The sequence below is a fragment of the Massilia sp. YIM B02763 genome (genome assembly GCF_030412015.1).
GTDB lineage: Bacteria > Pseudomonadota > Gammaproteobacteria > Burkholderiales > Burkholderiaceae_D > Telluria.
This window is the reverse complement of record NZ_JASNRD010000013.1, coordinates 45,881-71,871: the sequence shown is the minus strand read 5'-3', so window position 1 is coordinate 71,871 and position 25,991 is coordinate 45,881. Positions and strand designations below refer to the sequence as shown.

Below are 25,991 nucleotides of genomic sequence, written 5' to 3'. Positions count from 1 at the left end.
TTGCCAAGGATCCGACCCATGAAACTGCGTCCCATTACCTCGGCGGTCCTGTTCGCGCTGGCCGTCGCCGCCACCACCCCGTCGCTCGCCGACGACGTGCGCCGTTCCTACATCATCCAGCTGTCCGACAAGCCGGTCGCCACCTATACCGGCGACGTCGCCGGACTGGCCGCGACCAAGCCCGCCACGGGCCAGCGCCTGAACGTCAACGCTGCCACCGTCCAGAACTACGTCGCCTACCTCGAGAAGAAGAAGGCCGATGTGCTGGCCGTCGTGGGCAAGGCCCCCGTCACCAACAACTTCAACGTCGTCTTCAACGGCTTCTCGGCCATGCTGACCGACGCCGAAGTGCGCGCGCTGAAGAAGCAGGCCGGCGTGGTCAACATCACGGCCGACTCGATCATGAAGCTCGACACGAGCTACACCCCGACCTTCCTCGGCCTGGACAAGTCCGGCAGCCTGTGGGAACAGGTCGGCGGCCAGGACAAGGCCGGCGAGGGCATCATCATCGGCATCGTCGACGGCGGCATCTGGCCGGAGCACGACAGCTTCGCCGACCGCGTCGACGAGAACGGCAACCCGACCCGCGGCGGCAGCAAGCTCGCCTATACCGCACCGCCGGCCACCTGGAAAGGCACCTGCGAAATCGGCGAAGGCATCAAGGCCAGCGACTGCAACAACAAGCTGATCGGCATCCGCTCGTTCCGCAACTCGAGCGCCGCGCTGCACTGGAGCGAATTCCGCTCGGGCCGCGATTCGGTCGGCGGCGCCAGCGGCGAAGGCGGCCACGGCGACCACACGGCCAGCACGGCGGGCGGCAATGCCCACGTGACCGCCTACTCGGGCGGCGTCGGCCTGGGCAAGATCAGCGGCATGGCGCCGCGCGCCCGCATCGCCGCCTATAAGGTGTGCTGGACCGACGCGGCCACCGCGCAGAACGGCTGCGCCACCTCGAACAGCGTGGCGGCGATCGAGCAGGCCGTGGTGGACGGCGTCAACGTCATCAACTTCTCGATCGGCCCGAACGCGGGCGGCGGCTCGTTCAGCGAAGCGACCGAGGTCGCCTTCCTGGGCGCCGCGTCCGCCGGCGTGTTCGTCGCCGCGTCGGCCGGCAACTCCGGCCCGTCGACGGCGCCGGCCTCGCACATCAGCCCGTGGCTGACCACCGTCGGCAACTCGACCCACAACCGCCTGTACGCGGGCGACGCCGTGCTGGGCAACGGCGTCACCGTGACGGGCGCGTCCGGCAATGCCAACACGCCGACCTCGCAACTGATCCTGGCCAGGGATGCCGGCAAGGCGGGCGTCGACCCGGCCAACGCCAACCTGAACCGCTGCTTCGGCCCCGCGGACACCGTCGCGCCGACCGAGCTGCTCGATCCGGCCAAGGTGAGCGGCAAGATCCTCGTCTGCGACCGCGGCGACAACGTGCTGGTCAACAAGAGCGCCAACGCGAAGACGGCCGGCGCGGCGGGCGTCATCATCGCCAACGTCGAAGGCGGCAACGCCAGCATCCTGAACCAGGCGCACTCGCTGTCGACGGTCCACATCACCGCGGAAGACGGCGCCAAGGTCAAGGACTACATCGCGGCCAACCCGGGCAGCGCCACCGCCGCGCTGGGCAACCTGCGCGGCATCGTCGACCCGAGCGTGAAGGCGCCCGTGATGAACAACAGTTCCTCGCGCGGCCCGAACGTGGCCAACGCCAACATCATGAAGCCGGACCTCACCGCGCCCGGCACCGACATCCTGGCCGCCGTCAGCGCCGACATCACCCGCGAGCAGCGCAACGCGATCGCCGCCGGCGCCGAAGCGACGGTCAAGGACTTCGCGTTCTACACCGGCACCTCGATGGCCTCGCCGCACGTGGCCGGCATCGCCGCCGTGCTGAAGCAGCGCCATCCGGACTGGAGCCCGGCCATGATCAAGTCGGCGCTGATGACCACCGCCTACGACACCCAGAGCGACGGCCTGGACGGCGCCGTCTCGTGGGATGCCACCGCCCGTACCACCGGCACGCTGCCGTGGGCCCAGGGCGCCGGCCACATCGCCCCGACCGCGGCCGCCGATCCGGGCCTGGTCTACGATGCGTCCGAGATCGACTATGCGCGCTTCCTGTGCGGCATCGGCGCCGGCGTCTACAACACCGCGACCTGCAACGCCATCGGCACGATTCCGGCATACGACCTGAACCTGGCATCGCTGACGGCCGCCAACGTGCTCGGCTCGCTGACCCTGAACCGCACCGTCACCAACGTCGGCGCGACCGCGGCGACCTATACGGCCAGCGCCGAACTGCCGGGCTTCACCGTGCAGGTCGTCCCGGCGACGCTGACGCTGGCGCCGGGCGCCAAGGGCAGCTTCCAGGTCAAGCTGAACCGCACCACCGCCGAGCAGAACACCTGGAAGTACGGCAAGCTGACCTGGACCGACGGCACCCACGTCGTGCGCAGCCCGCTGATCGCGCGCGGCGCCTCGCTGTCGGCACCGGCCACGGCCTACAGCGAAGCGCCCAGCGGCAGCAAGGTGCTCAGCATCGGCACCGGCTTCAGCGGCGCAATGTCCGTCGCCAAGGGCGGCCTGATCCCGGCGACCCAGGCCGGGAAGAGCGTCGGCCAGGCCGACATCAGCGAGAACGCCAACAACGAGCTGCTGTGCTACAACGGCGGCGGTGCCGGCGTGGTCGTGCACGACTTCGCGGTCCCGGCCGGCATCTCGGTGGCCCGCTTCGCGCTGTTCGACGCCGACACGGGCGACGGCAAGGCCCGTTCCGACCTCGACATGGTCGTGCTGCGCGGCACCAGCATCGTCGGCAGCAGCGGCAGCGGCACCAGCAACGAGATGGTCACGCTGACCAACCCGGTGGCGGGCACCTACCGCGTCTGCGTCGTCGGCTATGCGCCGGAGACCGCGTCCACCAGCTACAAGCTGTCGTCCTGGCTGGTAAACCCGGCCACGGCCAGCAGCAACCTGAAGGTCAGCGCGCCGAGCGCCGTCACCATCGCCGGCACCGCGTCGGTCACGGTGGGCTGGGCGGGCCTGGCGACGGGCAAGCGCTATCTCGGCTCGGTCGGCTACATGAACGGTTCGACCCTGCTGGGCACGACCGTCCTGGACATCGACACGACCGACCCGCTGCCGGTGTTTAACAACGCGACCAACAAGATCGTCGGCACCAAGTGATGCAGCATGCGGGACCGCCTGCGGGCGGTTCCAGCGACAAAAGCCGCGGCACCCGCCGCGGCTTTTTTATTGGAAGGAAGGGGCGGAACGGTCAGCGCGCCTGGCTGCCGCCCAGGCCCGGCGGGCGCAGCACGCATTGGCCGGCCTGGCAGGTGGCGCCGGGGTCGGGTATGAGGTTACAGGTCGACATCATGCCGCTCGCCGCGTCTTCCTGGCGGCGCAGCGCCGCATGCTGTTCCACCAGCGTTTTCAGGCGGCTGCCGTCGCCATCCTTGCTGGACCAGGCCAGGTAGCGTTCCGGTCCGCCGCAGGCCTTGGCGCCGACGCCGATGGTGCGGCACTGGGCGTCGCTGTCGCACGACGCAGCGCCGCGCTCGGCCTCGATGGCGGCCAGCAGGCTGGCGGGCGTGGCGGGAGCGGAGGCGGGCGCGGGTGCATCGGCGCGCGGCGCGTCGCTGCTGCACGCGCTGCTGGCCAGCAGCAGCAGGGCGGTGGCAAGCAGGGAGCGAACGGAAATGGATTGATGGGTCATGCGGCCATGATCGCGCGGCCGTGGCGGCTTGGCAAGCCCGCACGGTTGCGGCCGAGCTGGCGTGCGCCGCAAATCCCTGCCGGGTAAATAAGTGTCGGGAAAATTGACACGCGAAACATGGCGTCATGCGCTTCGCATGCGTCACATTCGTAAGTACTTGTTGCGTAGTTTATTTCTGTTGAGATACTGTTGCTGGAACACTTAGTGCTTTGTATTGACTTGCTTCATTCACTAGGGAGGTCATATGAAGATGTTCCGCAAATTCCTTACGAAGTTTTTGTTCTTGTTGTCTTTCGGCGTGACGTGCGCGCAAGCGACCACGCTGTCTTACAGTACGACCCAGTTGGGCGAACATCGCTGGCGCTACGACTACACGATCCATAACGACAGCCTGTCGCAATCGCTACAGGAATTCACAATCTATTTCAACGAAAAGATGTTCGCCAATCTGGTCGACGAATCTACCGTGGCCGGGTGGGACTTGCTGCTGATCCAGCCGGACAGCGGCATTCCTGCCGCCGGCTTCCTCGACGGCCTCGCCCTGGGCGAGGGCATCGCGGCCGGTGCTTCGCTGGCCGGGTTCTCCGTATCCTTCGACTACGCCGGCTTGGGCCTGCCTGAACGCCAGCCGTTCTCGATCGTCGATCCCGCGACGTTCGTGGAGATCGATAGCGGCCTGACCGACAGTGCTGCGATTCCCTTGCCGGGCACGCTCGGTCTGGTCGGGCTCGGCCTGGCCGCCGGAGTCCTGCAACGCCGCCGCAACGGAGGCGCACGATGAACATGCGTTCTTGGAGCATGGCGCTCGCGCTCGCGGCGCTCGGACTGCTTGCCGCCTGCGGGCAATCCGCCCAGGATGGCGGCAGCGATACGCCGCGCATGCTGGCATCCGTTTCCCACAAGGCCGCCAGCGCCCAGTTCGAGGTGACCGGGCTGCAGAAGCTGGGAGAAACGCGCGTTAACCGTACGGTGTACGAGTACACCTACCAGGTCAGCATCCGTAACAACGGTGCCGCTGCCGCCAATGTCCAGGCGGTGCTGACGGGCGTGCCGAACGGTGTCACCGTCATCGACGGACAGGTCGCCGCCGGCAGCATCGGCGCGGGCGCCAGCGTCAGCCCGCAGGACACGATCATCCTGCGCATCGACCGCACCATCCCGTTCGATGCGGCCGGGCTGGCCTGGAACATCGCGTCCAGCGCCGTCATGGAACTCGAACCGGTCAAGCCGGCCGAGGTCGTGGTGCTCGCGCTTGCCGATATCGGCCTGCCCGACGGTGCCGACAAGGTCACCGTCAGCGGCGCTGTGAGCGACGTGCTGCTCAAGGACGGCACCTTGCGCTTCTCGACGCCGGGCGACACCGGCGCGCCCCAGCATGCCGAGTTCACCCTCGTCAAGGGCGGCACGAGCACGGTCCTGGCGCTGACGATCCTTAGCGACCGTCCCGCGACCCCGCTGGTCTACGTGGAGCCGAACGAGGACGGCAGCGACGGCAAGCCGCTGCCCACTTTGTCGGTGGCGGGGCTCGGGCCGAACAACAGCTTCTCGGGCAACCCGCTGACCTTCAAGCTCGCAGGCGCCAGTGGGCTCGACCTGGCGCAGGACAGCGACGGGATCGTGCTGGGCGCGAACAACACCCTGCTGAGCCTGAAGCCGTACTGGACGTTCGACCCTGTCGCCGGCAGTTTCACGATCCAGGGCGCAAAGCTGCAGCAACTCCTGGCTGCGCTACCGTCGGGCGCGCTCAACGTGTCGCTGAACTTCGTCTCGGCCGACGGAGAGTTCGCCGCCGTGTACCAGATGCTGGCAGCGGGCAAGGGGGCGACGCTGCAGGGCAAGCTCGTCTCGCCGCAGGGCGCGGCCGTGACCGGCCTGGCGGGCAGGAAGATGCTGCTGCGCGGCTTCAACCAGCGCCTGCGCCAGGTCGCCGTCATCGATGCCAGCGGCGGCTTCACGTTCCCGAATGTGATTCCGGATACCTATCAGCTGACGTTGAACGACCTGGATAACCCGAACGTGGTATCGGCCAGTACCATCGTCCAGCAGGATGCAACGGTGGCCAACGTGTCGATCGTCTACAACATGGGCTCCATGCAGAAGGCGCTGGCTTCCGCGAGCGCCGCGAAGGGCGCCTCGTTCGTGGCCAGCACCGTCAAGCAGGACGGCACGCCCGTCGCGGCACGTTCGATCGCCGCGCCGGACCGTAGCGGCGCCCGCGCTGCCGTCACGCAGGCCCAGGGCGGCACGACGTTCAGTGCCACCGCCGCCGCGCAGAACGCGACGATCACGACACCTATCTCGTTCGAGGTCCCGAAGGGCACCCAGAATGTCGGCGTGAAGATCACTGTCTTCACGGAGGAGTACCCGGTCTACACTACACAACAGAGCCAGTACAACGACACGTGGTCATATGCGATCACGGGATTGCCGGGCGCATCGCTGTCGGCCAGCGGCTCCGTCAACCAGTCGCACTATACCCAGGGCTCGATCGGCAGCAGCGCCTGCGTCGATGTCAGCGCCCAGGCCAAGAACGGCGCCTTCACCGTGTCCGGGCAGGTCAGCGCGACCAATATCGGCGACAGCGCACTGCCGACCATCACCACGGTGGAGCTGAGCACGGGATGCGTGGGCCTGAAGGTCACCGAAGCGAAGTTCACGTCGCCGAACAAGGATGCCCATCCGGTGCTGCAGCCGCTGAACCTGCAAGGCAACCTGCCGGGGCCCTACCTGTCGGTACCGCTGAACGGCACGGACGGTACCCATACCATCCCGCTCGAGATCCGCTACGCGCCCGCCAACGCCAAGATCAGCGAGGTGAACATCAGCGTTTCGTCGAACGGCACGCCATCGTTCTCCAGCGACAACCTGATGGGCCAGGCCCATACCGATACGAACGGCACGATCAAGTTCAGCGGCATCAGGCTGCCTGCTTTCGCCGACGCCAATACCGGCGGCAAGGTCTCGGTAACGGTGCGCATCAAGGGGAGGGTCGAGGACACCGACGTCACGTCCGATCCGCAGGAGGGGGGGCAGGTCGCGTTCAACGGCGCCACGGCCTTCACGCCGCTGTACCTGGCGAACAACGAAAGCGGCCTGGGTGGACGGCGCTACGGCAGCCGCGACGCTGGCGGCGATTCCTGGGCCACGCGCCAGACGATCGCCTGGCTGCAGTCGCGTGCCTACCGCTTCGACGACACCAGTGGCCAGCACGTGACGCAGACGTCAACCGGCCGTTCGATCCTCGGCCATAGCGGGCACAGCGACGGTCAGCAGATCGACATGCGCTACGCGGACGGGCAGGGCGGCTACAGCGAAGCCCTGGGCGGCCAGGGCGAAGGCGCCGCCATCCTGCAGATGATCAACGCGGCACGGCAGGAAGTGGCAAGCAATGCCCCCCAGAAGCCGCAACTGGCCGCGCTGCAGGCCTGGATTACGGCCAACCGCAACAACATGGCCAACGAAGCGGCATCGGCGAGCACCCGGCACATCTATATCGGGCAATCGTTCATCAAGCTGGCGCTGGTCGACGGCAAGTTCGCGGGAACGCCCGCCCTGGCCATTCCAGGTATCGAGGCCTGGAACAAGCCGGCCCGGGTCCAGGTCGCCGCGAGCCACATGCACCACTGGCACCTGAGCACCACTGCGCATCCCTGACACACCGACAGGCCCATGCCGGCCTGTCCGGCAATGCACGGCATGCCGCTCCGCAAGGAACGGCATGCCGTTTTCTTCGGGCGCCCAGTTGGGCCGGCGCGCGTTATCTTATCCGGCCGACGAGCCGGGGGACGCTGCGGCGATGTGGAATCGGCTCCAGCCATTCACGGAGAGATGGGAAACCATTCTGCCGTACCTGGAAGTCCGGCCTTAAGGCAAGCGACCCCGTGCGCCCAGGCGACTGGCTTCCAGCTGCTCCGCCGCGAACCGCTGCAGCGCGCCGGCGGTGGCGGGTTCGATGCCGAGTTCGCGCGCGACCGGTTCGGCGGCGCCCAGCGAGCGCGGGTCGCGGCCGGTGACGTTGCCGAAGATCGTCAGCGCTTCCAGGTAGTAGCCGTGCACGCTGGCGTGATAGGAATCGGGCGCCCACAGGTTGACCTGGCCCGGCGCGATGCCGTCGTAGGGGTTGGGGTCGGCCACGCCGGCGGCGATGGCGCGGTTCCACGCTTCGCCGACCGGGATGACGTCGCGGAGGCGGTTCGCGCGCGCCGCCGTGTCGTAGCCGCGCCGTACGTCCAGCGCCATGCGTTCGATCGGCGCGCCATACCAGGCGCCGTCCGGCTTGTAGGCCTGGTCGGCGCGCGACCAGGTCGACACCAGGCGGATGTCGACGTTCGGATTGCGGGCGCGGAAGGCATCGGCCAGCAGGCCCGTGTACTTGACGAGCTTGTCCGGATTGCCCGGCTTGTGGGCATCCAGCGTGCTGTAGCTCTGCAGCAGCACCACGTCGAACGGCTTGACGATCGTGTCGTACTTCTGCTCGTAGTGGGCGTCGAGGCCGGCGCCCGGAATGGTCTCCAGGCTGACGTCGTAATCCAGGCCGGCCTGCTCCGTCATGGCCTTGAACAACGCCGGCACGCCGCCGATTCCCGTGCCGTTCAGGTCGGTGACCGTGTGCGGGCGGTAGATCTTGGCCAGCGGCGCCGCGCCGGCGGGATCGCCGTAGGTGAAGCTGTTGCCGACGAACAGGATCGTGGTGGCCGGCTTGGCCGCGGGCAGCTGGCGGGTCGAGCAGCCGAGCGTCAGCATGGCGAGGAAGACGGCGCCGCTACAGCGCAGGGCATGGGAAGAACGCATCGGATGTCGCGTGCCAGTACGGCGAAAGGGTTTCTGTCAGGCAAAGTGTAACCCTTTTGGCGCATCCTGCGAACTCCTGCCGGTTACCGCATGGCGTTCAAACAACATGGGAAGCGTGCGGGATGGAAGACATGGCATGGCGTGGCGATGTTGAACGAAACGCCATCTTGCATCGCAACCTGCTGCCGCGTGAACGAAGAAATCCGGCCATCGATATGCGCGGACAGTTAAAGCGCGAAATTAAAGCGCGAAACGCATATCGATGAGCGAAAGCCTTCGTTGGCGTGGCGGGAGCCGCGTTCTACGCTGTTGCCGTCCTTGTCGAAACGGGAACACACCATGAGCGTCTTACTGCTGGGCATCGAGACCTTCATCCTGTCCGGCTATCCGCACCTGGAAGAGTCCTACCGCTTCGCCGAGCCGGTCTTGCCCTTGCTGGGCAAGGGCAAGGCGGCGGGCGAACAGTCGATCACGGGGCCGTTCGGCGAGATGATGGCCAGCGATATCCTGCCGAAGAAGGCGGCGTAGAAATACCTGCGCCACAAACGACAACGCCACCCGAGGGTGGCGTTGTCGTTTGCATCATCGCTGATGCGGGATTCTTGGTGGCCCGGGGCGGAATCGAACCACCGACACAAGGATTTTCAATCCTCTGCTCTACCAACTGAGCTACCAGGCCAAGGCGGCGCATTATAGCACGGCTTACGTAAAGTACATAATCCCGCTACATCGCATGCATTGTGAGGGCCCGGTCCGGCACCGTGGCGCCGGACCGGGCCTGGCCTGTTACCAGCCGATGTCCTTCAGCAGGGGCAGGGTCAGGTCGTACGGCGCCACCAGCGTGGTGCCCAGGTCCGCATTGATGTTCGGCTCCATCAGCAGGTTGGGGCTGGCGGTGACGTCCCAGTGCGAGACCGACGAACCTGGGGCCAGCGTGGCCGGCGTGTACAGCAGCGGACGGCCGTAGGCATCGGCGCCGGCGATGCGGGTCGGGTCGGTGCCCAGGTTCACGGTGACCACGCCCGGCTTGGCGCGGCTGCCGAGGAGGGCGGCGCTGCCGACCGAGGCCGTCAGCTTGTTGCCATCCTCCAGCGACACGCCCACGGCCGGAATGGTGACGGTGCCGTCGGTGCCGCCCGGAACGAGCGAGCCGGCCACGTTGTTGGCCAGGATGACGCCGACGGCGCCCGCGTTCTGGGCATTCTTGACCTTGAGCGCGAAATTGCAGCCGCCGCGGCTGATGACGGGCACCTTGCCTTTCACGGCGACGGTGTTGGCGGCATTGAATTCGCTGCAACCCGGGCCGAGTTCGCCTGGCTGGGCGGCGATCAGCGCCAGGGTGCCGAGCGTGCCGCTGGACGGCGGCAGCGGACCGAACGACGAGGTATTGAAGTCGATGCTCAGGTTGCCGTTGGCGGCCGGCGAGACGGTCTTGATGACCGGGATCGCCTTGAGCATCTGCTTGGCGCCGGCGACGGCGTTCGGACCGGTCCAGGCCAGCTGCAGCGGATTGATCGCCGAGGCGCGGCGCTCGGCCGAGCTCATGTTCAACCAGTATTTCCCTGCGGTGTTGTCGTACATGAACTGTTCCCAGATGCTGGGCAGGCCGCCCGTCGCCACGTAGGCGCTGGCGTCGGCGTTCAGGCGGTAGCCGCTCGAGGTCGAGACGCTCAGGACGGAGAAGCCCAGGCCGTGCCCCAGTTCGTGCAGCAGGGTTTCGACGAAGTTGACCTTGTCCCCGGCCTTGCCGTCCAGGCCCAGGTAGAACGGCGAGCCGTCCAGGCAGCCCGGGTTGCCCAGGTTGACGTTGAACTGGGTCTTGATGTCGACGCCGCCATAGCCGGTGCCGTCGTCATAGCCTTCGCTCAGGTTGACGCCGGCCAGCTTGTTGGCCAGCGCCTGCGGATACCAGGTGCCCGGCTTGGCGTTCTTGAAGTCGGACCAGATGTTCCAGGCGCCGGCGCTGCCCAGCGTGGCCGAGGTGGCCGTGCAGGTCAGCGCTTCCCAGCCCGCGCTGACGGTGATGGTGACGTCGCTCTTGATGTTCTTTTCCCAGATGCCGGCGACGTATTTGTAGACGTTCCAGCGCTGCTCGCCCAGGGTCGTGCCGGGGTTGCCGCCCACCGGTGCGACCGGGGTCGGATCGTTGAAGCCGACGCCGACGGGGTCGCGGCTGGTGATCTGGATGGTGGCGGCGTGCGCGCCCACGCAGGTCAGGGCGCCGGCGGCGATCAGGGAGCGGACGGTGTGCGAAATGACGTTGGTGCGCATGAATTACTCCACGACGGGGGTGTTGGCGGCTGGCGCTTCTTGTTGCGCGGTCTCGGCGGTGCCGTGCTCGATCTTGAGGGTGCCGTCGGGCTGGCGGACGGCGACCGACGAGGTCAGGAACTCGTCCGTCAGGCGGGCGCCCCGGGCGCCGGTGGCGTGGGTCTTGGGCAGCGTGCGCGGGGCGGCGAAGCGTGCCGTGGCGCGTGCCTTGGACGCTGCCAGCGCCTGCACTTCTTCCGGGGTGGCGGCGCGCAGGCGGCCGGTGCTGGCGTCGCGGGCCACGGTCTGGGCATCGGCGCTCTGGGGGGCCGGCTCGGCGACTTGTTGCGCGGCGGCGGGCAGGGCGGCTGCGCACAGGGCCAGGATGCTGGCGGCGCCCAGCAGGCGCTGGAGGGAATGCGGTGTCGACATGGTGTTCTCCTGTTCGTTGTTCAGGCGCGGCGGCGGCGCGCGATACCCAGCCCGAAGGCGCCGAAGGCAAGCAGCGCGAGGCTGGCCGGTTCCGGCACGCTGGTGATGGTGACGTTGTCCAGGCCCACGTAATCGGACGTGTTGAAGTCGCCCACGTACTGCACGCCGAAGCGCGCCATGCCGACGGTGCCCGCGTCCAGGACGGCCGTGTACTGGGTCCAGCCGTCGGTCGGCACCACGCTGACCGGCGTCATGTTGACGAACTGGCCGTTCAGGTTGAAGCCGAAGTTCACCTGGTCGTAGTAACCGGCGAGCGCTTCCGCGCGCAGCCAGAAGGTGACGGTGGCGCCGCCGGTGGCGTCGAAGACCGGCGACAGCAGCCAGCTGCTGATCGTGCCGTCGGCGCCGGCCAGCCGATAGTTGGCGGCCACGTAGGACGTGGCGGCGCCGGACTGGGCGGCGAAGGTGTCCGGATTGCCGCCGATCCAGCCGTTCGGCTCGCTGCTGCTGCTGTTGTTCACGCCGAGCCAGCCCTTGGCGGCCAGGCCGTCGGTTCCGTAAACAGTGTCGAATCCCTCGTTGGTCACGATGCCGGCCTGTGCCGACATGGCCATCCCTGCGAGTGCCAGTGCGGCGAACGCTTTCTTCATCATCATGGGTAGTGCGCCTCTTCAAGTGTTGGAAGCGGGGTCTGCGGTGCCCCTCTGCGTGACGGGGAGGGCTATCCCTTCCGGGTCACGAAACACCTGGATTGCATATAGCGTGCCACCGAAGTAACTATTTGATTTCCAATAAGAAAACGTTGGCCCCCTGGAAAATGTCATCGAAATGTAAAAAATATCGACGAATTTGTACGAAAACACACTTGCGCACCGTTTTTGTGCGCATTTGTCAGGGGTGGAGAGGAAACGTTGAGTTCCTTCCGGAATGAATCGACCGACAGTTGCCGACGGTGCCGAAACCCTGAGGCAAGGAACTACAAACGGTTACATTCGCGGAGGATACGTGGCTGAGGCGAGTGGAAAGATTTCCGACAAGATGAGGTGGCTTGCCCCAAGACGGCGCGTCCTGGGGAAAACCCGGCGGCATGCACCGGGACCGGGCATGCGCGAGGAAAGGGGAAGGCGCACGGCGCCTGGTCGCGGATCAGCCGCGGGTGGCCGCGCGTTCGGCGTGCTGGCGTTCGAGCGCCAGGCGCAATTCCTTGCGGCCCTTGGCTTCCTCGAAGCGGCGCTGCTCGTCCGGCGTGAACGGGCGCAGCGGAGGGACGGGGACGGGCTGCTTGTCGTCGCCGACGGCCACCATGGTGAAGAAGCAGCTGTTCACGTGGCGCACGGCCTGGCTGCGGATGTCCTCGGCCACGACCTTGATGCCGATTTCCATCGAGGTGCGGCCCGTGTAGTTGACGGCGGCCAGGAAGGTCACCAGCTCGCCCACGTGGATCGGCTGGCGGAACGTCACCTGGTCCACGCTCAAGGTCACGACATAGGTCCCCGCATAGCGGCTGGCGCAGGCATAGGCCACCTGGTCGAGCAGCTTCAGGATGGTCCCGCCGTGCACGTTGCCGGAGAAGTTCGCGGTATCCGGGGTCATCAGGACCGTCATGGTCAATTGGTGGGCAGGCAGGTTCATGGCGGTACTCTTGAAAAAACGAAATAAGGCAGATGGTGCCTCATAACGCCTGCCGCGACAACCCGGCAGATCGACGGGTTGCCGCGGCAGGCAGGGTGGAGCGGATCAGAACGCTTCCCAGTCGTCGCCGGCTGCCGCCATGGCTGGCTTGGTGGTTGGCTTAGTGGTTGGCTTGGTGGCCGTCTTATCGGCTGACGTCGCCGCGGCCTTGCGCACGGACGGCAGCGCCGGCTTGGCCGCGGTCCTGGCGGCCGGCACAGCGACGGCGGGTACTACCGCGCGCTCGCCGCCTTCCACCTGGAACAGCGCCACCTGCGCCACCAGGGCCTCGGCCTGGTCCTGCATCGAACGGGTGGCGGCGGCCGACTGCTCGACCAGCGCCGCGTTCTGCTGCGTGCTGCCATCCATCTGCATGATCGCCTGGTTGACCTGGGCGATGCCGCTGGCCTGTTCGCGGCTGGAGCTGACGATCTCGTTCATGATGTGCGACACGCGCGCGATGCCGTCGACGATGCCCTGCATGGTCTGGCCGGCCCGGCCGGCCAGCGTCGAGCCGTCGGCGACGCGGCGGGTCGATGCGTCGATCAGGTCCTTGATTTCCTTGGCGGCGGCGGCCGAGCGCTGGGCCAGCGCGCGCACCTCGGCCGCGACGACGGCGAAGCCGCGCCCCTGTTCGCCGGCGCGCGCCGCTTCCACCGCCGCGTTCAGCGCGAGGATATTGGTCTGGAAGGCGATGCCGTCGATGACGCCGATGATGTCGGCGATGCGCGCGGAAGAGGCATCGATCTCGCCCATCGTCTCGACCAGCTGGCCGACCATCGTGCCGCCCTCGCGCGCCACCTTGGCGGCATCGGCCGCCAGCCTGTCGGCCTGCTCGGCGCTCGCCGCGCTGTGGCCGATCGCCTGGGTCAGTTCTTCCATCGACGACGCCGTTTCCTCCAGTGCCGACGCCTGGCTCTCGGTGCGCGCCGACAGGTCGCGGGTTTCGCCCGCCATCGTCGCGATCGAGGTGCCGATGCTGGTGGCGCCGGTGCGCACCTGGCCGACGATGCCGGACAGGCTGGCGCGCATGCGTTCCAGCGCGGCCATCAGGCTGTCCTCGTCGCCGGCGCGGCGCGGCACGTCCACGCGCAGGTTGCCGGCCGCGATCTCGGCGGCCACCGCGGCGGCGGCTGCCGGCTCGCCGCCCAGGCGCTTGAACAGGGCGCGCACGAACAGTACGCCGGCGGCGATGCTGAATACCAGCGTCGCCAGGCACAGGGCCACCAGCACGTCGCCGCTGAGCTCCGCGCTGGTCAGCACCGCATGCGATTGCGTATCGATGGCGCGCTGCTGCAGCGCCAGCAATTCGTTGATCTTGCCGACGTAGCCGTTGGCGGCCGGCGTATAGGCCTGGTCGAACAGGGCCAGCGCCTCGTCGCTCCTGCCTTCGGTCTTGAGCTTGGCGACGCGGTTGCGCGCTTCCGTGTACTTCTCGCGCACGCTGCCGATCTCGGCGAAGACCGCCTTTTCTTCCGGCGTGTCGAGCAGCTCGCCGACCTTCTTCTGCAGTTCGCCGCCCCGCGCGCTCGATTCGCGCGCTTCGTCGGCATAGGCCTTGGCCAGGTCCGTGTCCGCGGCACGGGTGATCAGGGCGGTACGCTTGACGCCCACCGAGGTATTGAGCAGCCAGCTCGAGATCAGGCGTTCCTTGGCGAGCGGGCGCTGGGTCAGCGCTTGCGTGTCGGCGGCCAGCACCTGCAGGCGCCAGATGGCGATGGCGGTCGACAGGAAGGACAGGGCAATGATGATGGCGAACGTGAACCTGAGCTGGTTGCGTACGCTGGAGGTGGCGGATGGGTTCACGACGGTTCCTGTGAGGGTTGCGGAAGTCTACTCCCGAGGCATGAGATTTTGAATGAAATGATTCTGTTATGCAATAAAAGTGATGTAAATTACATGAAGGTGTAGATGACTCATACTTCCGTATGAGCCGCCGGGTAAGTGGGAAGGTAAGCAGGCAGATGAGCCGGCAAATGAGCGGGCATCTGCTAGGATGCCGGCATGGCTATCCTCCTCGTCCCCGGCTTCATGGCCGATGAAACCCTGTGGAACGACATGCTGCCGGCACTGGAGCGCTTCGGACCCATCGTGCACGCCGACCTGCGCCATGACACCTCGGTCGAGGCGATGGCGCGGCGCGTGCTGGAGACGGCGCCGCCGGCGTTCCTGCTGGTCGGCTTTTCGATGGGCGGCTATGTCGCCCGCGCGATCGCGCGCCAGGCGCCCGATCGGGTGCGCGCCCTGGTGCTGGTTGCCACGTCCACGCGGCCCGACACGCCCTCGCTGCAGAAGCGCAAGGGCGCGATCGGCGCCGCCGCGCCGTCGATCGCCTTCAGCGGCTTGAGCCGCGTCGCCGTCGCCAGCTCGCTGCATCCGAAGCAGCGCGACAACGAGGCCATGATCGAGCGCGTGCGCGCGATGGGCGTGCGCCTGGGCGGCGAGGTGTTCCGGCGCCAGTCGATGCTGGACCGCCCGGGCGACCTGGAACGCTCGCACGAGATCCGGTGCCCCACGCTGGTCGTGGCGGCCGCCCAGGACCGGCTGCGCAGCATCGAGGAAGCGCGCGAGATGGCCGCTGCCATTCCCGGCGCCGTGCTGGAGGTCGTCGAGGACAGCGGCCACATGATCCCGATCGAGGCGCCGCAGCGCCTGCTCGAGATCGTCGTGCCCTGGCTGGCAGCGCAGGAGCGATGACAGCGGCCGCTATGCGCTCGCGCGGCCGGCGCGCCGGCGCAGTGCCAGCGTCAGCGTGCCCGCGAGCAGCAGGCCGTAAGCGGCAGGCTCCGGCACGGCGCTCGTGACCTGGACGGAATAGGTGTCGACGTCGCCGCGCATTCTCCAGCTGAAGATGAACTCGTCGTTGATGTAGTACGTCGTGATACCCATCGAGGAGTTCTCATTGCCGTTGCCGCCGAAGGCCATCGGCGTCAGTGCGCCGCCCGGCCCCATGCTGCCCGCCGGGGAGTGCAGCATGTGGCTGAAGTCGAAGGAATAGCCATAGCTGCTGCCATTGGGATTGGCCGAGACATCCTGCAAGTACGCGTCGCCGCCGAGGTAGGACGGCGTGTACAGGTTGACGTGACTTGTTTCCGTGCCAGCATACTGGTAGTGCAGGTCGCCCATGCGAAAGTCGACCGCGACCGCGCCGTAGTTCCATGCGCCTTCGTCGCGTGCCGGCAGCGGGGCGTTCCAGTCGAAGGTGGACGTCAGTGTCAGTTCGTACGGCAGAACCTCTTCTTCGGGAAACTCTTCCAGCCCGAGCGCGAACAGCACGGTCGGGTAGACGTAGGCGGTGCCGGTCGAGTGTGTCACGACGGTGACCGGCGCGGCCAGCGCCGCCGCCGGCAAGGCGAGTGCAAAAAGCGCCGTCAAGACTTCACACACTGCTGCGCGCGTGCTGGGCATGATGCCTCCGGAGGGCAGGGATGCGAACCAGTATTGACGCAAGGCGGCCGCAACGGCGCACGATAAGCGGTGTGCGTTGTCCCTATCCAACTCAGCAATGCGCAGGCAGCAGGAGCGGGGGCTTCCGGCCTCGCGCATGAAAAAGGCCGCGCCGAATCGTCGGCGCGGCCTCTTGGCTTGCATGGCGGCCAGGTTGTCGCTGGCCGTCATGCGCCCTTGCCGTTTCAGGCCTTGTTCAGGATGCGATTGACCGCGTCCGCCACGCCCTTGCCGTAGGCCGGGTCGGCTTTCGCCAGGTGGCCGATCCAGCGGTCCTGGACCGTGGCGTCGGCCTGGCTCAGCGCGCCGGCCATGTTGTTGATCAGGTCGCGCTGCTCGTCGGCGTCCAGCAGGCGGAACAGGTTGCCCGCCTGGGTGTAGTGGTCGTCGGTCATGCGGGTGTCGTAGCGGCCCGCCACGCCTTCCACCTGCCAGCCCGCATCGCCGTGGCCGAAGCCGCCGGCCGCCGGCACGCCGCCCATGTGCACGGGATCGTAGTTCTGCGCCGCGCCGCCGTTACCGACCGCCATCGCGCCGTCGCGCTGCTGGTTGTAGACCTCGACGCGCGGACGGTTCACCGGCAGGTACTGGTGGTTGGTGCCGATGCGGTACAGCTGGGCATCGTGGTAGGAGAAGATACGTGCCTGCAGCATCTTGTCCGGGCTGTAGCCCATGCCCGGCACGATGTTGCCCGGCGACAGGGCGGCCTGCTCGACGTCGGCGTGGTAGTTCTCCGGATTGCGGTTCAGTTCCAGGATGCCGACCTTGATGCGCGGGAAGTCGCCGTGCGGCCAGACCTTGGTCAAATCGAACGCATCCCAGCCGGTCTTGGCTTCCCAGGCCTGGCGCTGCTCGTCGTTCATGATTTGCGCTTCCACGCTCCAGCGCGGGAAGTTGCCGGTGGCGATGGCATTGAACAGGTCGCGCTGCGCGTAGTCCGGATCGGCGCCGGCCAGGCGGGTCGCTTCGGCCGCGCTCAGGTTCTTGACGCCCTGCAGGGTCTTGAAGTGCCACTTGACCCACACGCGTTCGCCGGCATCGTTGATCAGGCTGTAGGTGTGGCTGCCGAAGCCGTGCATGTGGCGGTAGCCGTCCGGGGTGCCGCGGTTCGAGAACAGGGTTGTCACCTGGTGCAGGCTTTCCGGGGTGTTGCTCCAGAAGTCGAACATCATCTGGGCCGACTTCAGGTTGCTCTTCGGATCGCGCTTCTGGGTGTGGATGAAGTCCGGGAACTTGATGCCGTCCTTCAGGAAGAACACCGGGGTGTTGTTGCCGACCAGGTCCCAGTTGCCGTCTTCCGTATAGAAGCGCAGGGCGAAGCCGCGCGGATCGCGTTCGGTGTCGGCCGAGCCTTTTTCGCCGCCGACAGTCGAGAAGCGCAGGAAGGTCTCGGTCTGCTTGCCGACCTGGGCGAACACCTTGGCGTTGGTGTAGCGGGTGATGTCCTCGGTGACCGTGAAGGTGCCGAAGGCGCCCGAGCCCTTGGCGTGCACGACGCGCTCGGGGATGCGCTCGCGGTTGAAGTGCTGCAGCTTCTCGATCAGGTGGAAGTCCTGCAGCAGCACGGGGCCGCGCGGACCGGCGGTGATCGAATTCTGGTTGTCGACGACGGGAATGCCGGAGGCGGTGGTCAGTTTGCTCATGTCAGTTCTTTCAGGACGATGGTGGGGGCTATCGAGTGATTTGACCTGATAGCTGAGTGCTATTTGTGATCATGGTAGAGCGTTAAGGCGATTTAATCAAACTATCCATTTATATAGCGTCGATAGAAAAAATAAATTCTGCGCCGACGTATCTTAGTTGTACTCTATTTCTCAAAATCATCAAATATTTCATTAAAGATACAAAAAGCGCGATGGATCCCTCTGCCTTTGCTCAAAAATCGTTGAAACTGTCGGAATTGATCGGATCCCTCAGCTATGCCCTGGACATTACCGAAGGGCAGCCGGCCGGCCATTGCGTGCGCTGTTGTTGGATAGGAACACATATCGGGCGCCAAGTGGGCCTGCCGGAAGACCAGTTGTGGGAGCTGTACTACACGCTGCTGTTGAAGGACCTGGGCTGCAGCAGCAATGCGGCGCGCATCTGCGCGCTCTACCTGACCGACGACCTGGACTTCAAGCGCGACTACAAGCTGGTCGGCGACAGCCTGCCCCAGGTACTCGGTTTCGTGCTCAAGCACACGGGGCTGAAGGCCGGCCTGGCCGAGCGCTTCCGCAGCGTGATGACGATCCTGCGCGACGGTCCGGAGATCGCGCGCGACCTGGTCGCCACGCGCTGCCAGCGCGGCGCCGAGATCGCGGCGCTGCTGCGGTTCCCGCAGGGCGTCTCGGACGGCATCTATTCGCTCGACGAGCACTACAACGGCGAGGGCAAGCCGGCGCGCCTGGCCGGGGAAGACATTCCCATCCATTCGCGCATCGCCCTGCTGGCCCAGGTGATCGACGTGTTCCATACAGAGAACGGCCGCGCGGCGGCGCTGGCCGAAGTGCGTGCGCGTTCGGGGCAGTGGTTCGACCCGCGCCTGGTCGACGCCTTCGCGGAAGTCGCGCGCGATGAGGCGTTCTGGAGCGTGCTGTCCGGTCCGGGCATCGACGATGCCGTGGCCGCGCTGCAGCCCGCCGGCGGTTCCCAGCAGCCGCTCGACGACGACTACCTGGACGACATCGCCACCGCCTTCGGCCAGGTGGTGGACGCCAAGAGCCCCTACACCAGCGGCCACAGTGCGCGGGTGGCGCTGTATACGGACATGATCGGCGAGACGCTGGGCCTGTCGCAGCAGCGCCGCCGCTGGCTCAAGCGCGGGGCGCTGCTGCACGACGTGGGCAAGCTGGGCGTCAGCAACAGCGTGCTCGACAAGGCCGGCGCGCTCGACCGCGCCGAATGGGACGCGGTCAAGCAGCACGCCGCATTCACCGAGACCATCCTCGGCCGCATCGACGCCTTCCGCGAGCTGGCCTCGATCGCCGGCGCCCACCACGAGCGCCTGGACGGCAGCGGTTATCCGCGCGGCCTGGGGGCGGACGAGATCCGCCTGGAGACGCGCATCATCACGACGGCCGACATCTTCGACGCCATCACGGCGGCGCGCCCCTACCGCGGCGCGATCCCGGTGCCGCAGGCGCTCGACATGATGAGCAAGACGGTCGGTACGGCACTCGACCCGCAGTGTTTCGACGCGCTCAGGCGGGCGGTGGAGCGGGTGCCGTTTCCGGAGGCGGCGTAGCGCCTCCCCGCAGCAGGCCGATGCCGTCGAGGATCAGGTCGATGCCCGCCAGGAAATCGTCACGGTCGTCATGGGCGCGTAACTGTGTGCCCATGCTGCGCGTGAACGCGTAGTCCTGCGCGTCCAGCCGGGCCCACATGGCGGCCACGCTGTCCAGGTAGCCATCCCGGCTGCCCAGGCCGCGCTCGCGCGCCAGGCGCCGGTTCGCCGCATTCTGGCTGGCCAGGCCGAGGATGTAGTTCAGCAGCGTCGACGTCGCCATCCACAGCGCATGCTCCGGCACGCCGAGTGCGCGCACCTGCCGTCCCAATGCCTCGAGGATGCGCACCGTCGGCATCTTCGCCGGACTGCGCGCCAGCTCCGTTCCCACCCAGGGATGCGCGTCGATCGCATCGAACATGCCCAGGCCGACGGCGCGGATCCGTGCGCGCGCTGTCGCGCCTCGTGCCGCGCCGGCCATCGCGGCGGCGACGATGGCGTCGCAGGCCGCGTCCAGCAGGTCGTCCTTGTCGGCGATGTGCCAGTAGATGGCGCCCGCACCGGTGGCGAGCGCATGGGCCAGCGCGCGGAAGGTCAGGCCTTCCTCGCCTTTCTCGTCCAGCAGCGCGATGGATGCCTCGACGATGCGTTCCCGCGACAGCGAGGGAGCGCCGCGTTGCGTGCGCCGGGTAGTCGTGGCCATGGTGCTTGACATTAGTGGAACATCGTTCCAATAATACAGTGGAACGCTGTTCCACAAAATACTCGACAAGGACAACACCATGGCAACTTCCATCGCGATCGTCGGCGCCGGGCTCGGCGGCCTGCTGCTGGCCCGCGTCCTGCACCTGCACGGCATCGCGGCGACCGTCTACGAAGCCGAGGCCGGGCCGGAGGCGCGCCCCCAGGGCGGCATGCTGGACATCCATGCCGAGGATGGGCAGGTAGCGCTCGCCGCGGCCGGGCTGACCCGGGAATTCGGCGCCATCGTCCATCGCGGCGCCGAAGCGACGCGGGTGCTGGGCAAGGACGGCACGGTCTTGGTCGATGCGCCCGACGACGGCAGTTTCCGCCGTCCGGAGGTGCCGCGCGGGGAATTGCGCCGCATCCTGATCGCATCGCTGCCGCCCGGCACCGTGCGCTGGGGCTGCAAGGTGGCCGGCGTGACCGCGCTGGGGCAGGGCCGCCATGCGCTGGCGTTCGCCGACGGCACCCGCGCGACGGCCGACCTGGTGGTGGGCGCGGACGGCGCCTGGTCGCGCATCCGGCCCCTCGTCTCCGCAGCGCAGCCGGCCTACACGGGATTCGTGTTCATCGAGACCTGGCTGCACGACGCCGATGCGCGCCATGCCGCGGCGGCACGGGCGGTCGGTGCCGGCATGCTGATGGCGCCCGCACCGGGACGCGCCATCTTCGCGCACCGCGAACCCGGCGGCGTGCTGCATGCCTACCTGGTGCTGGAACGGTCGCAGGAATGGATCGCCGCCATCGACTTCGCCGACCGGCCGGCGGCCCTGGCCCGCATCGCCGCCGCATTCGAGGGCTGGGCGCCGCAACTGCGGGACCTGGTGCTGGGCAGCGATACCGATCCCGTGCCGCGCGCCATCCACGCGCTGCCCGTCGGGCACCGTTGGGAACGTGTACCAGGCGTCACCTTGCTGGGTGACGCGGCGCACCTGATGCCGCCGTCGGGAGACGGGGCCAACCTGGCGCTGCTGGACGGTGCCGAACTGGGGCGCGCCATCGCCGCCCACGCCGGCGACGTGGAGGCGGCGCCGGCCGCCTACGAGGACGCCATGTTCGTCCGCAGCGCGCGCGTTGCGCGCGAGGCGGAGGCGATGCTGGAAACGATGTTCGGCCCACGTGCGCCCGCCGGCGTGCTCGAGATGTTCGCCGGCGGCGAGGCCATGGGCTGACGCCGGCCCCAGGTAGCAAAAAAGGCGCCGGCCCATTGCGGGCGGCGCCTTTTGTCTTCCGGGTTGCCGGACCGAGGTCCGGCGAGCTCGATCAGATCAGGGTCAGCTTGACGTCGATGTTGCCACGGGTCGCGTTCGAGTACGGGCACACGATGTGGGCGGCGTCGACCAGGTCCTGCGCCACGGCGCGGTCCAGGCCCGGCAGGCTCACGGCCAGTTCCACGGCCAGGCCGAAACCGTTGGGGATCGGGCCGATCGAGACGCTGGCGTCGACGGCGCCGTCGGCCGGGAAGGCGATCTTCTTCTGGCCGGCGACGAATTTCATCGCGCCGATGAAGCAGGCCGAGTAGCCGGCGGCGAACAGCTGTTCCGGGTTGGTGGCGCCGCCCTTGCCGCCCATTTCCTTCGGCGGCTGCAGGGTCACGTCCAGGATGCCGTCGTCGCTGACGGAACGGCCTTCGCGGCCGCCGGTGGTGTGGGCCTTGGCGGTGTACAGGACTTTGTCGAGTTTGGTGGTCATGGCGTTTCCCTTTCTGTCGTTACGTTCAGGTTAAATTCAAACAAGTACAACAATCTTCTATAGCGCACCGGCCAGGCGCTGCCGCAGCAGCTTCACTTCCTCGGCCAGCTTCACGATCTCGTCCACGCTGCAGCCGGCGGCGCCCAGGATGCAGGCGGGAATACCGGCGGCCTGTTGCTTCAGCGCGCGTCCCTCGTCCGTCAGCCGGATCACGACCCGGCGCTCGTCCTGCGGATCGCGGCTCCTGTCGACCAGGCCCTGGGCCTCGAGCCGCTTCAAGAGCGGGGTCAAGGTGCCGGAATCGAGGAACAGGCGCTCGCCGATATCGGACACGGTGATCCCGTCGCGTTCCCACAGCACCAGCAAGGCCAGGTACTGGGGGTAGGTCACGCCCAGGCGGTCCAGGTGGGGCTTGTACACCTTCGTCATCGCCAGCGATGCCGAATGGAGTGCAAAACACAGCTGGTTGTCCAGGAGCAGGGCTTCGTGTGCAGCGTTCGTTTCCATGGGTTGAACTATAGCGCGCAATTCAATTGTGCGCAATATGTCTGTGTCAATCGGGTCGATAGCGAACGTATATGAACATGGTTCAACGGGGCGCGCCGAACACCTGGGTCCAGTAGGCGGTGCGGTTGTCGTTGCCGGGATTGATGGCGTAGGCCGCGCCCATCTCGCTGAACTTCGGATTCATGATGTTGGCGCAGTGGCCCGGACTGTCGAGCCAGGCGGCCATCGCCTCGGCCGGCGTGCGCTGGCCGGAGGCGATGTTCTCGCCGACGACGCGCCAGCGGTAGCCGGCCCGGGTGGCGCGGTCGGCCGGGACGGTGCCGTCCGGCTGCTGGTGGCTGAAGTAGTGGCGCTGCGCCATGTCGTCGCTGTGCGCGAAGGCGGCCTGGCCGAGTAGCGGGTTCCAGCCGAGCGGGCCCGCCGGTCCGAACGCGCGGTCGCCGCAGGTGCGCGGACGGGCCCGGGTCGCGTTCACGAGGGCCAGGATTTCCTGGCCGGCCTGCTGCCAGTCCGGCAGGTCGGGAATGACGACGGGACGCGCCAGCACGACCTGCCAGCCGTTGCCCAGATGCGCCGTGCCGATCGCGCTGAAACCGGCGTCCAGGAGCCGGCCGCAGTATTTCTGCCGCAGCACGTCCATTGCCGCGCGCGCATCCTGCGGCCCCGTGAGGACGATCGCCTCGGCCCGCTCCGCGCGGTAGCCGAGCTGGCGCAGGCGCGATTCGAGGAAGGTGCCCACGCCGATGCGCACGTTCGACAACACGGGTTCGACCGCCAGCGCGGGCGCGGGGGCGCCGCCCTTGCAATCGCCGGGCGCGGCGCGGTAGGCGTTGACGAGGTCGGCCAGTTCGTCGGCGCGGGCAGGCGCGGAGAAGGCGGCGATCGAGAGAAGGACAAGACAGGAAAGGGATCTCATACGGCCCCACAGGTGGGGCCGCCCGCCGCGTTTTCCAATCGTTTTACGCTTTGCGGACGAATTCCGACTTCAGGCTCATCGCGCCGAAGCCGTCGATCTTGCAGTCGATGTCGTGGTCGCCGTCGACGAGGCGGATGTTCTTGACCTTGGTACCCTGCTTGACGGTGCCGCCGCCGCCCTTGAGCTTCAAGTCCTTGATGACGGTGACGGTATCGCCGTCCTGCAGCAGGTTGCCGGAGGCGTCGCGCCATTCCCTGGCGTCGGCCGCATCGGCCTGCGCGGACGGCCGCCATTCGTTGCCGCATTCCGGGCAGGTGAGGAGACCGGTGCCGTCGTCGTAGGCATAGGCCGATTGGCATTGGGGGCAGGGCGGCAAGGTGCTCATGGGGAAGGCTCCGGCAAAGCGCGGGATTATACCTTTCGCCGTAGCGCAACCGCCCAACCTTGTCTAGACAGGATGTTGGCTTGAAAACTTTTAATTCGTAAAGGATTAAATTAGCATGCAGCCTCGATGAAAATAATGGAGACCTCATGAACCGCACCCTGTGCAGCGCCCTGATCGCCGGCGCGTTCGCCTTGCAAGCCCACGCCGCGGAGAACGTGCCGTCCACCGCTTCCGGCGTGGACAAGACCGCCGTCGATGCCGCCGTCCGTCCGCAGGACGATTTCTTCCGCTACTCGCAAGGCAACTGGCTCAAGCGCACCGAGATCCCCAACGACCGCTCGAGCTGGGGCGCCTTCAATATTGCACAGGAAAACGTCGAGGGCCAGATCCGCACGCTCATCGAACAAGCCGCGCAGGACCGGCAGGCCGCCGCCGGCTCGGACGCCCAGAAGATGGGCGACTACTACGCCAGCTACGTGGACAAGACGCGCCGCGACGCGCTTGGCGTGAAGCCGCTGGCGCCGGAACTGGCGCGCATCGCCGCCCTGCAGGACAAGCAGGGACTGGCCGTGCTGGCCGCCCACGCCGAGCGTATCGGTGCCGGCAGCCCGCTGCGCATGGGCGTGGGCCAGGACAGCAAGCAGTCGACGGCCTATCTCGTCGAGATCGCGCAATCGGGCCTGGGCATGCCGAACCGTGACTACTACCTGCAGACCGGCGACGCCAAGCTGATGGACACGCGCGCCAAGTACCAGGCGCACGTGGAAAAGCTGCTGGCGCTGGCCGGCCAGCCCGATCCCGCCGGCCAGGCCGCACGCATCGTGGCGCTGGAAACGGAGATCGCCAGGGCGCAGTGGAGCGCCGTGCAGAACCGCGATCCCGTCAAGACCTACAACAAGCTGTCCGTCGCCCAGCTGAAGGCGCTGGCGCCGGGCTTCGACTGGGATGGCTGGATGAAGGAGCAGGGCATCGCCGGCAAGGCGCCGTTCGTGAACGTGGCCCAGCCGACCTACATGCAGGCCTTCGACAAGATCGTCGCCGCCACGCCCGTCGCCACCTGGAAGTCCTATTTCACGTGGCGCCTGCTGAGCGCCTATGCGCCCTACCTGTCGCAGGACTTCGTCGACGAGAGCTTCGCCTTCCGCGGCACCGTGCTGACGGGCGCCAAGGTCAACCGCGCCACCGAAAAGCTGGCGATCGCCCAGATCAACCGCGACCTCGGCGAAGTGGTCGGCAAGGTCTATGTGCAGCACTACTTCCCGGCCGAGCGCCGCGCCCAGGTGCAGGAGATGGTGAACAACTTCCTGCTCGCGTTCAAGGAGCGCATCGACACGCTGGACTGGATGACGCCGGACACCAAGAAGGCGGCCCACGCCAAGCTGGCCAAGATCTCCGTCAAGGTCGGCTATCCGGACAAGTGGCGCGATTACTCGACGCTGGCGATCAAGCGCGACGACCTGGCCGGCAACGTACTGCGCGCGCGCGAATTCGCCCATCAATATGGCGTGAACAAGCTGGGCAAGCCGGTCGACCGCAGCGAATGGCACATGACGCCGCAGACGGTGAACGCCTACTACAGCCCGGAGATGAACGAAGTCGTGTTCCCGGCCGCGCGCCTGCAGGCGCCGCTGTACGACGCGAACGCCGAGCCGGCCATCAACTACGGCGCGGTCGGCATCTCGATCGGCCACGAGATCAGCCACGCCTTCGACGACCAGGGCGCCCAGTACGACGGCGACGGCAACCTGCGCAACTGGTGGACCAGGGAAGATGGCGAGAAATTCGCCGCCAAGGGCAAGGTGCTCGTCGCGCAATACGGCGCCTACAGCCCGGTGCCGGGCTATACGCTCAACGGCGAGCTGACGCTGGGCGAGAACATCGCCGACAACGCCGGCGCCATCATGGCCAGCCGCGCCTACCACATCTCGCTCAAGGGCAAGCCGGCCCCCGTGATCGACGGCTTCACGGCCGAGCAGCGCATCTTCATGGGCCTGGCCCAGGCGCGCCGCGGCAAGGCCCGCGACGCGGCCCTGATCGCCCAGGTGAAGTCGGACCCGCATTCGCCGTCCGAGTTCCGGGTCAACGGCAGCCTGCGCAATCATCCGGGTTATTACGAGGCGTTCGACGTGAAGCCGGGGGACAAGATGTATTTGAAGCCGGAAGAGCGGGTGATTTTCTGGTAACAATCCCGCCACATCAATACGTCGTCCCTGCGAAGGCAGGGACCCAATCTTCG

The 25,991-nt window shown here is 67.1% G+C and carries 21 protein-coding genes, 1 tRNA gene and 1 pseudogene; 8 read left to right on the top strand and 15 right to left on the bottom strand.

Annotated elements, in window-relative coordinates:
* The first annotated feature begins 18 nt into the window (after positions 1-18).
* Complete coding sequence (locus tag QPK32_RS16880) at positions 19-3,183, top strand: S8 family serine peptidase (RefSeq protein WP_290413954.1); 3,165 nt, start codon at positions 19-21, stop codon at positions 3,181-3,183.
* Positions 3,184-3,274: 91 nt separating this feature from the next.
* On the opposite strand, the gene QPK32_RS16875 is transcribed toward QPK32_RS16880, so the two are convergent.
* Complete coding sequence (locus tag QPK32_RS16875) at positions 3,275-3,715, bottom strand: hypothetical protein (protein ID WP_290413953.1); 441 nt, start codon at positions 3,713-3,715, stop codon at positions 3,275-3,277.
* 244 nt (positions 3,716-3,959) lie between these two features.
* On the opposite strand from QPK32_RS16875, the gene QPK32_RS16870 reads away from it, so the two are divergent.
* Positions 3,960-4,496 (top strand): PEP-CTERM sorting domain-containing protein, encoded by a 537-nt coding sequence (locus QPK32_RS16870; protein WP_290413952.1) that lies wholly within the window; start codon positions 3,960-3,962, stop codon positions 4,494-4,496.
* Positions 4,493-7,369 (top strand): hypothetical protein, encoded by a 2,877-nt coding sequence (locus QPK32_RS16865; RefSeq protein WP_290413951.1) that lies wholly within the window; start codon positions 4,493-4,495, stop codon positions 7,367-7,369. Before QPK32_RS16870 ends, QPK32_RS16865 begins: the two co-directional genes overlap by 4 nt.
* 210 nt (positions 7,370-7,579) lie before the next feature.
* Here QPK32_RS16865 and QPK32_RS16860 read toward each other — a convergent pair whose 3' ends face one another.
* The gene (locus QPK32_RS16860; protein ID WP_290413950.1) at positions 7,580-8,506 is read right to left on the bottom strand and encodes a PEP-CTERM sorting domain-containing protein; all 927 of its coding nucleotides are present in this window, start codon (positions 8,504-8,506) and stop codon (positions 7,580-7,582) included.
* Between the two features lie 354 nt (positions 8,507-8,860).
* Between QPK32_RS16860 and QPK32_RS16855 the strand changes: the two are divergent.
* Positions 8,861-9,034: pseudogene (locus tag QPK32_RS16855) on the top strand (alkanesulfonate monooxygenase); the annotation flags it as partial.
* A gap of 75 nt (positions 9,035-9,109) precedes the next feature.
* Here the strand turns inward: QPK32_RS16855 and QPK32_RS16850 are convergent.
* The 6 genes from QPK32_RS16850 to QPK32_RS26715 form a co-directional block, all read right to left on the bottom strand.
* Positions 9,110-9,185: transfer RNA gene (locus QPK32_RS16850), tRNA-Phe, on the bottom strand.
* 107 nt (positions 9,186-9,292) lie between these two features.
* Entirely contained in the window at positions 9,293-10,777 is a 1,485-nt protein-coding gene (locus tag QPK32_RS16845; protein ID WP_290413949.1) for a PA domain-containing protein, read from the bottom strand.
* A 3-nt stretch (positions 10,778-10,780) separates the two neighbouring features.
* Complete coding sequence (locus tag QPK32_RS16840) at positions 10,781-11,188, bottom strand: post-PEP-CTERM-1 domain-containing protein (RefSeq protein ID WP_290413948.1); 408 nt, start codon at positions 11,186-11,188, stop codon at positions 10,781-10,783.
* A gap of 20 nt (positions 11,189-11,208) precedes the next feature.
* Positions 11,209-11,844, bottom strand: coding sequence for a choice-of-anchor J family PEP-CTERM protein (locus QPK32_RS16835; protein ID WP_290413947.1), 636 nt, complete (start codon positions 11,842-11,844; stop codon positions 11,209-11,211).
* A 490-nt stretch (positions 11,845-12,334) separates the two neighbouring features.
* Positions 12,335-12,820: an acyl-CoA thioesterase gene (locus QPK32_RS16830; RefSeq protein ID WP_290413946.1), complete on the bottom strand. Its 486-nt coding sequence runs from the start codon at positions 12,818-12,820 to the stop codon at positions 12,335-12,337.
* 105 nt (positions 12,821-12,925) lie between these two features.
* Positions 12,926-14,665 carry a methyl-accepting chemotaxis protein gene (locus tag QPK32_RS26715; protein ID WP_290413945.1) on the bottom strand — a complete coding sequence of 580 codons (1,740 nt, stop codon included), beginning with the start codon at positions 14,663-14,665 and terminating at the stop codon, positions 12,926-12,928.
* 198 nt (positions 14,666-14,863) lie between these two features.
* Here QPK32_RS26715 and QPK32_RS16820 point away from each other — a divergent pair, with 198 nt between their 5' ends.
* Positions 14,864-15,556: an alpha/beta fold hydrolase gene (locus QPK32_RS16820; RefSeq protein WP_290413944.1), complete on the top strand. Its 693-nt coding sequence runs from the start codon at positions 14,864-14,866 to the stop codon at positions 15,554-15,556.
* Positions 15,557-15,565: 9 nt separating this feature from the next.
* Here the strand turns inward: QPK32_RS16820 and QPK32_RS16815 are convergent, their stop codons facing one another.
* Positions 15,566-16,477: a PEP-CTERM sorting domain-containing protein gene (locus tag QPK32_RS16815; RefSeq protein WP_290413943.1), complete on the bottom strand. Its 912-nt coding sequence runs from the start codon at positions 16,475-16,477 to the stop codon at positions 15,566-15,568.
* 14 nt (positions 16,478-16,491) lie between these two features.
* Positions 16,492-17,949: a catalase gene (locus QPK32_RS16810; RefSeq protein ID WP_290413942.1), complete on the bottom strand. Its 1,458-nt coding sequence runs from the start codon at positions 17,947-17,949 to the stop codon at positions 16,492-16,494.
* Between the two features lie 212 nt (positions 17,950-18,161).
* On the opposite strand from QPK32_RS16810, the gene QPK32_RS16805 reads away from it, so the two are divergent.
* The gene (locus tag QPK32_RS16805; protein WP_290413941.1) at positions 18,162-19,532 is read left to right on the top strand and encodes an HD-GYP domain-containing protein; all 1,371 of its coding nucleotides are present in this window, start codon (positions 18,162-18,164) and stop codon (positions 19,530-19,532) included.
* On the opposite strand, the gene QPK32_RS16800 is transcribed toward QPK32_RS16805, so the two are convergent.
* Positions 19,489-20,214, bottom strand: coding sequence for a TetR/AcrR family transcriptional regulator (locus QPK32_RS16800; protein WP_290413940.1), 726 nt, complete (start codon positions 20,212-20,214; stop codon positions 19,489-19,491). The genes QPK32_RS16805 and QPK32_RS16800 overlap by 44 nt on opposite strands.
* Positions 20,215-20,293: 79 nt before the next feature.
* On the opposite strand from QPK32_RS16800, the gene QPK32_RS16795 reads away from it, so the two are divergent.
* A complete protein-coding gene (locus tag QPK32_RS16795; RefSeq protein ID WP_290413939.1) occupies positions 20,294-21,427 on the top strand; it encodes an NAD(P)/FAD-dependent oxidoreductase in 1,134 nt (377 codons plus the stop codon).
* Positions 21,428-21,518: 91 nt separating this feature from the next.
* On the opposite strand, the gene QPK32_RS16790 is transcribed toward QPK32_RS16795, so the two are convergent.
* The 4 genes from QPK32_RS16790 to QPK32_RS16775 all read right to left on the bottom strand — a co-directional run bounded on the left by QPK32_RS16790 (position 21,519) and on the right by QPK32_RS16775 (position 23,755).
* Positions 21,519-21,947 carry an organic hydroperoxide resistance protein gene (locus QPK32_RS16790; protein ID WP_290413938.1) on the bottom strand — a complete coding sequence of 143 codons (429 nt, stop codon included), beginning with the start codon at positions 21,945-21,947 and terminating at the stop codon, positions 21,519-21,521.
* A 57-nt stretch (positions 21,948-22,004) separates the two neighbouring features.
* Entirely contained in the window at positions 22,005-22,454 is a 450-nt protein-coding gene (locus QPK32_RS16785) for a MarR family winged helix-turn-helix transcriptional regulator (RefSeq protein ID WP_290413937.1), read from the bottom strand.
* Positions 22,455-22,536: 82 nt separating this feature from the next.
* Complete coding sequence (locus QPK32_RS16780) at positions 22,537-23,370, bottom strand: CAP domain-containing protein (protein ID WP_290413936.1); 834 nt, start codon at positions 23,368-23,370, stop codon at positions 22,537-22,539.
* A gap of 43 nt (positions 23,371-23,413) precedes the next feature.
* Positions 23,414-23,755, bottom strand: coding sequence for a zinc ribbon domain-containing protein YjdM (locus QPK32_RS16775; RefSeq protein ID WP_290413935.1), 342 nt, complete (start codon positions 23,753-23,755; stop codon positions 23,414-23,416).
* A gap of 146 nt (positions 23,756-23,901) precedes the next feature.
* On the opposite strand from QPK32_RS16775, the gene QPK32_RS16770 reads away from it, so the two are divergent.
* Positions 23,902-25,938 carry a M13 family metallopeptidase gene (locus tag QPK32_RS16770; RefSeq protein WP_290413934.1) on the top strand — a complete coding sequence of 679 codons (2,037 nt, stop codon included), beginning with the start codon at positions 23,902-23,904 and terminating at the stop codon, positions 25,936-25,938.
* Positions 25,939-25,991: the final 53 nt, after the last annotated feature.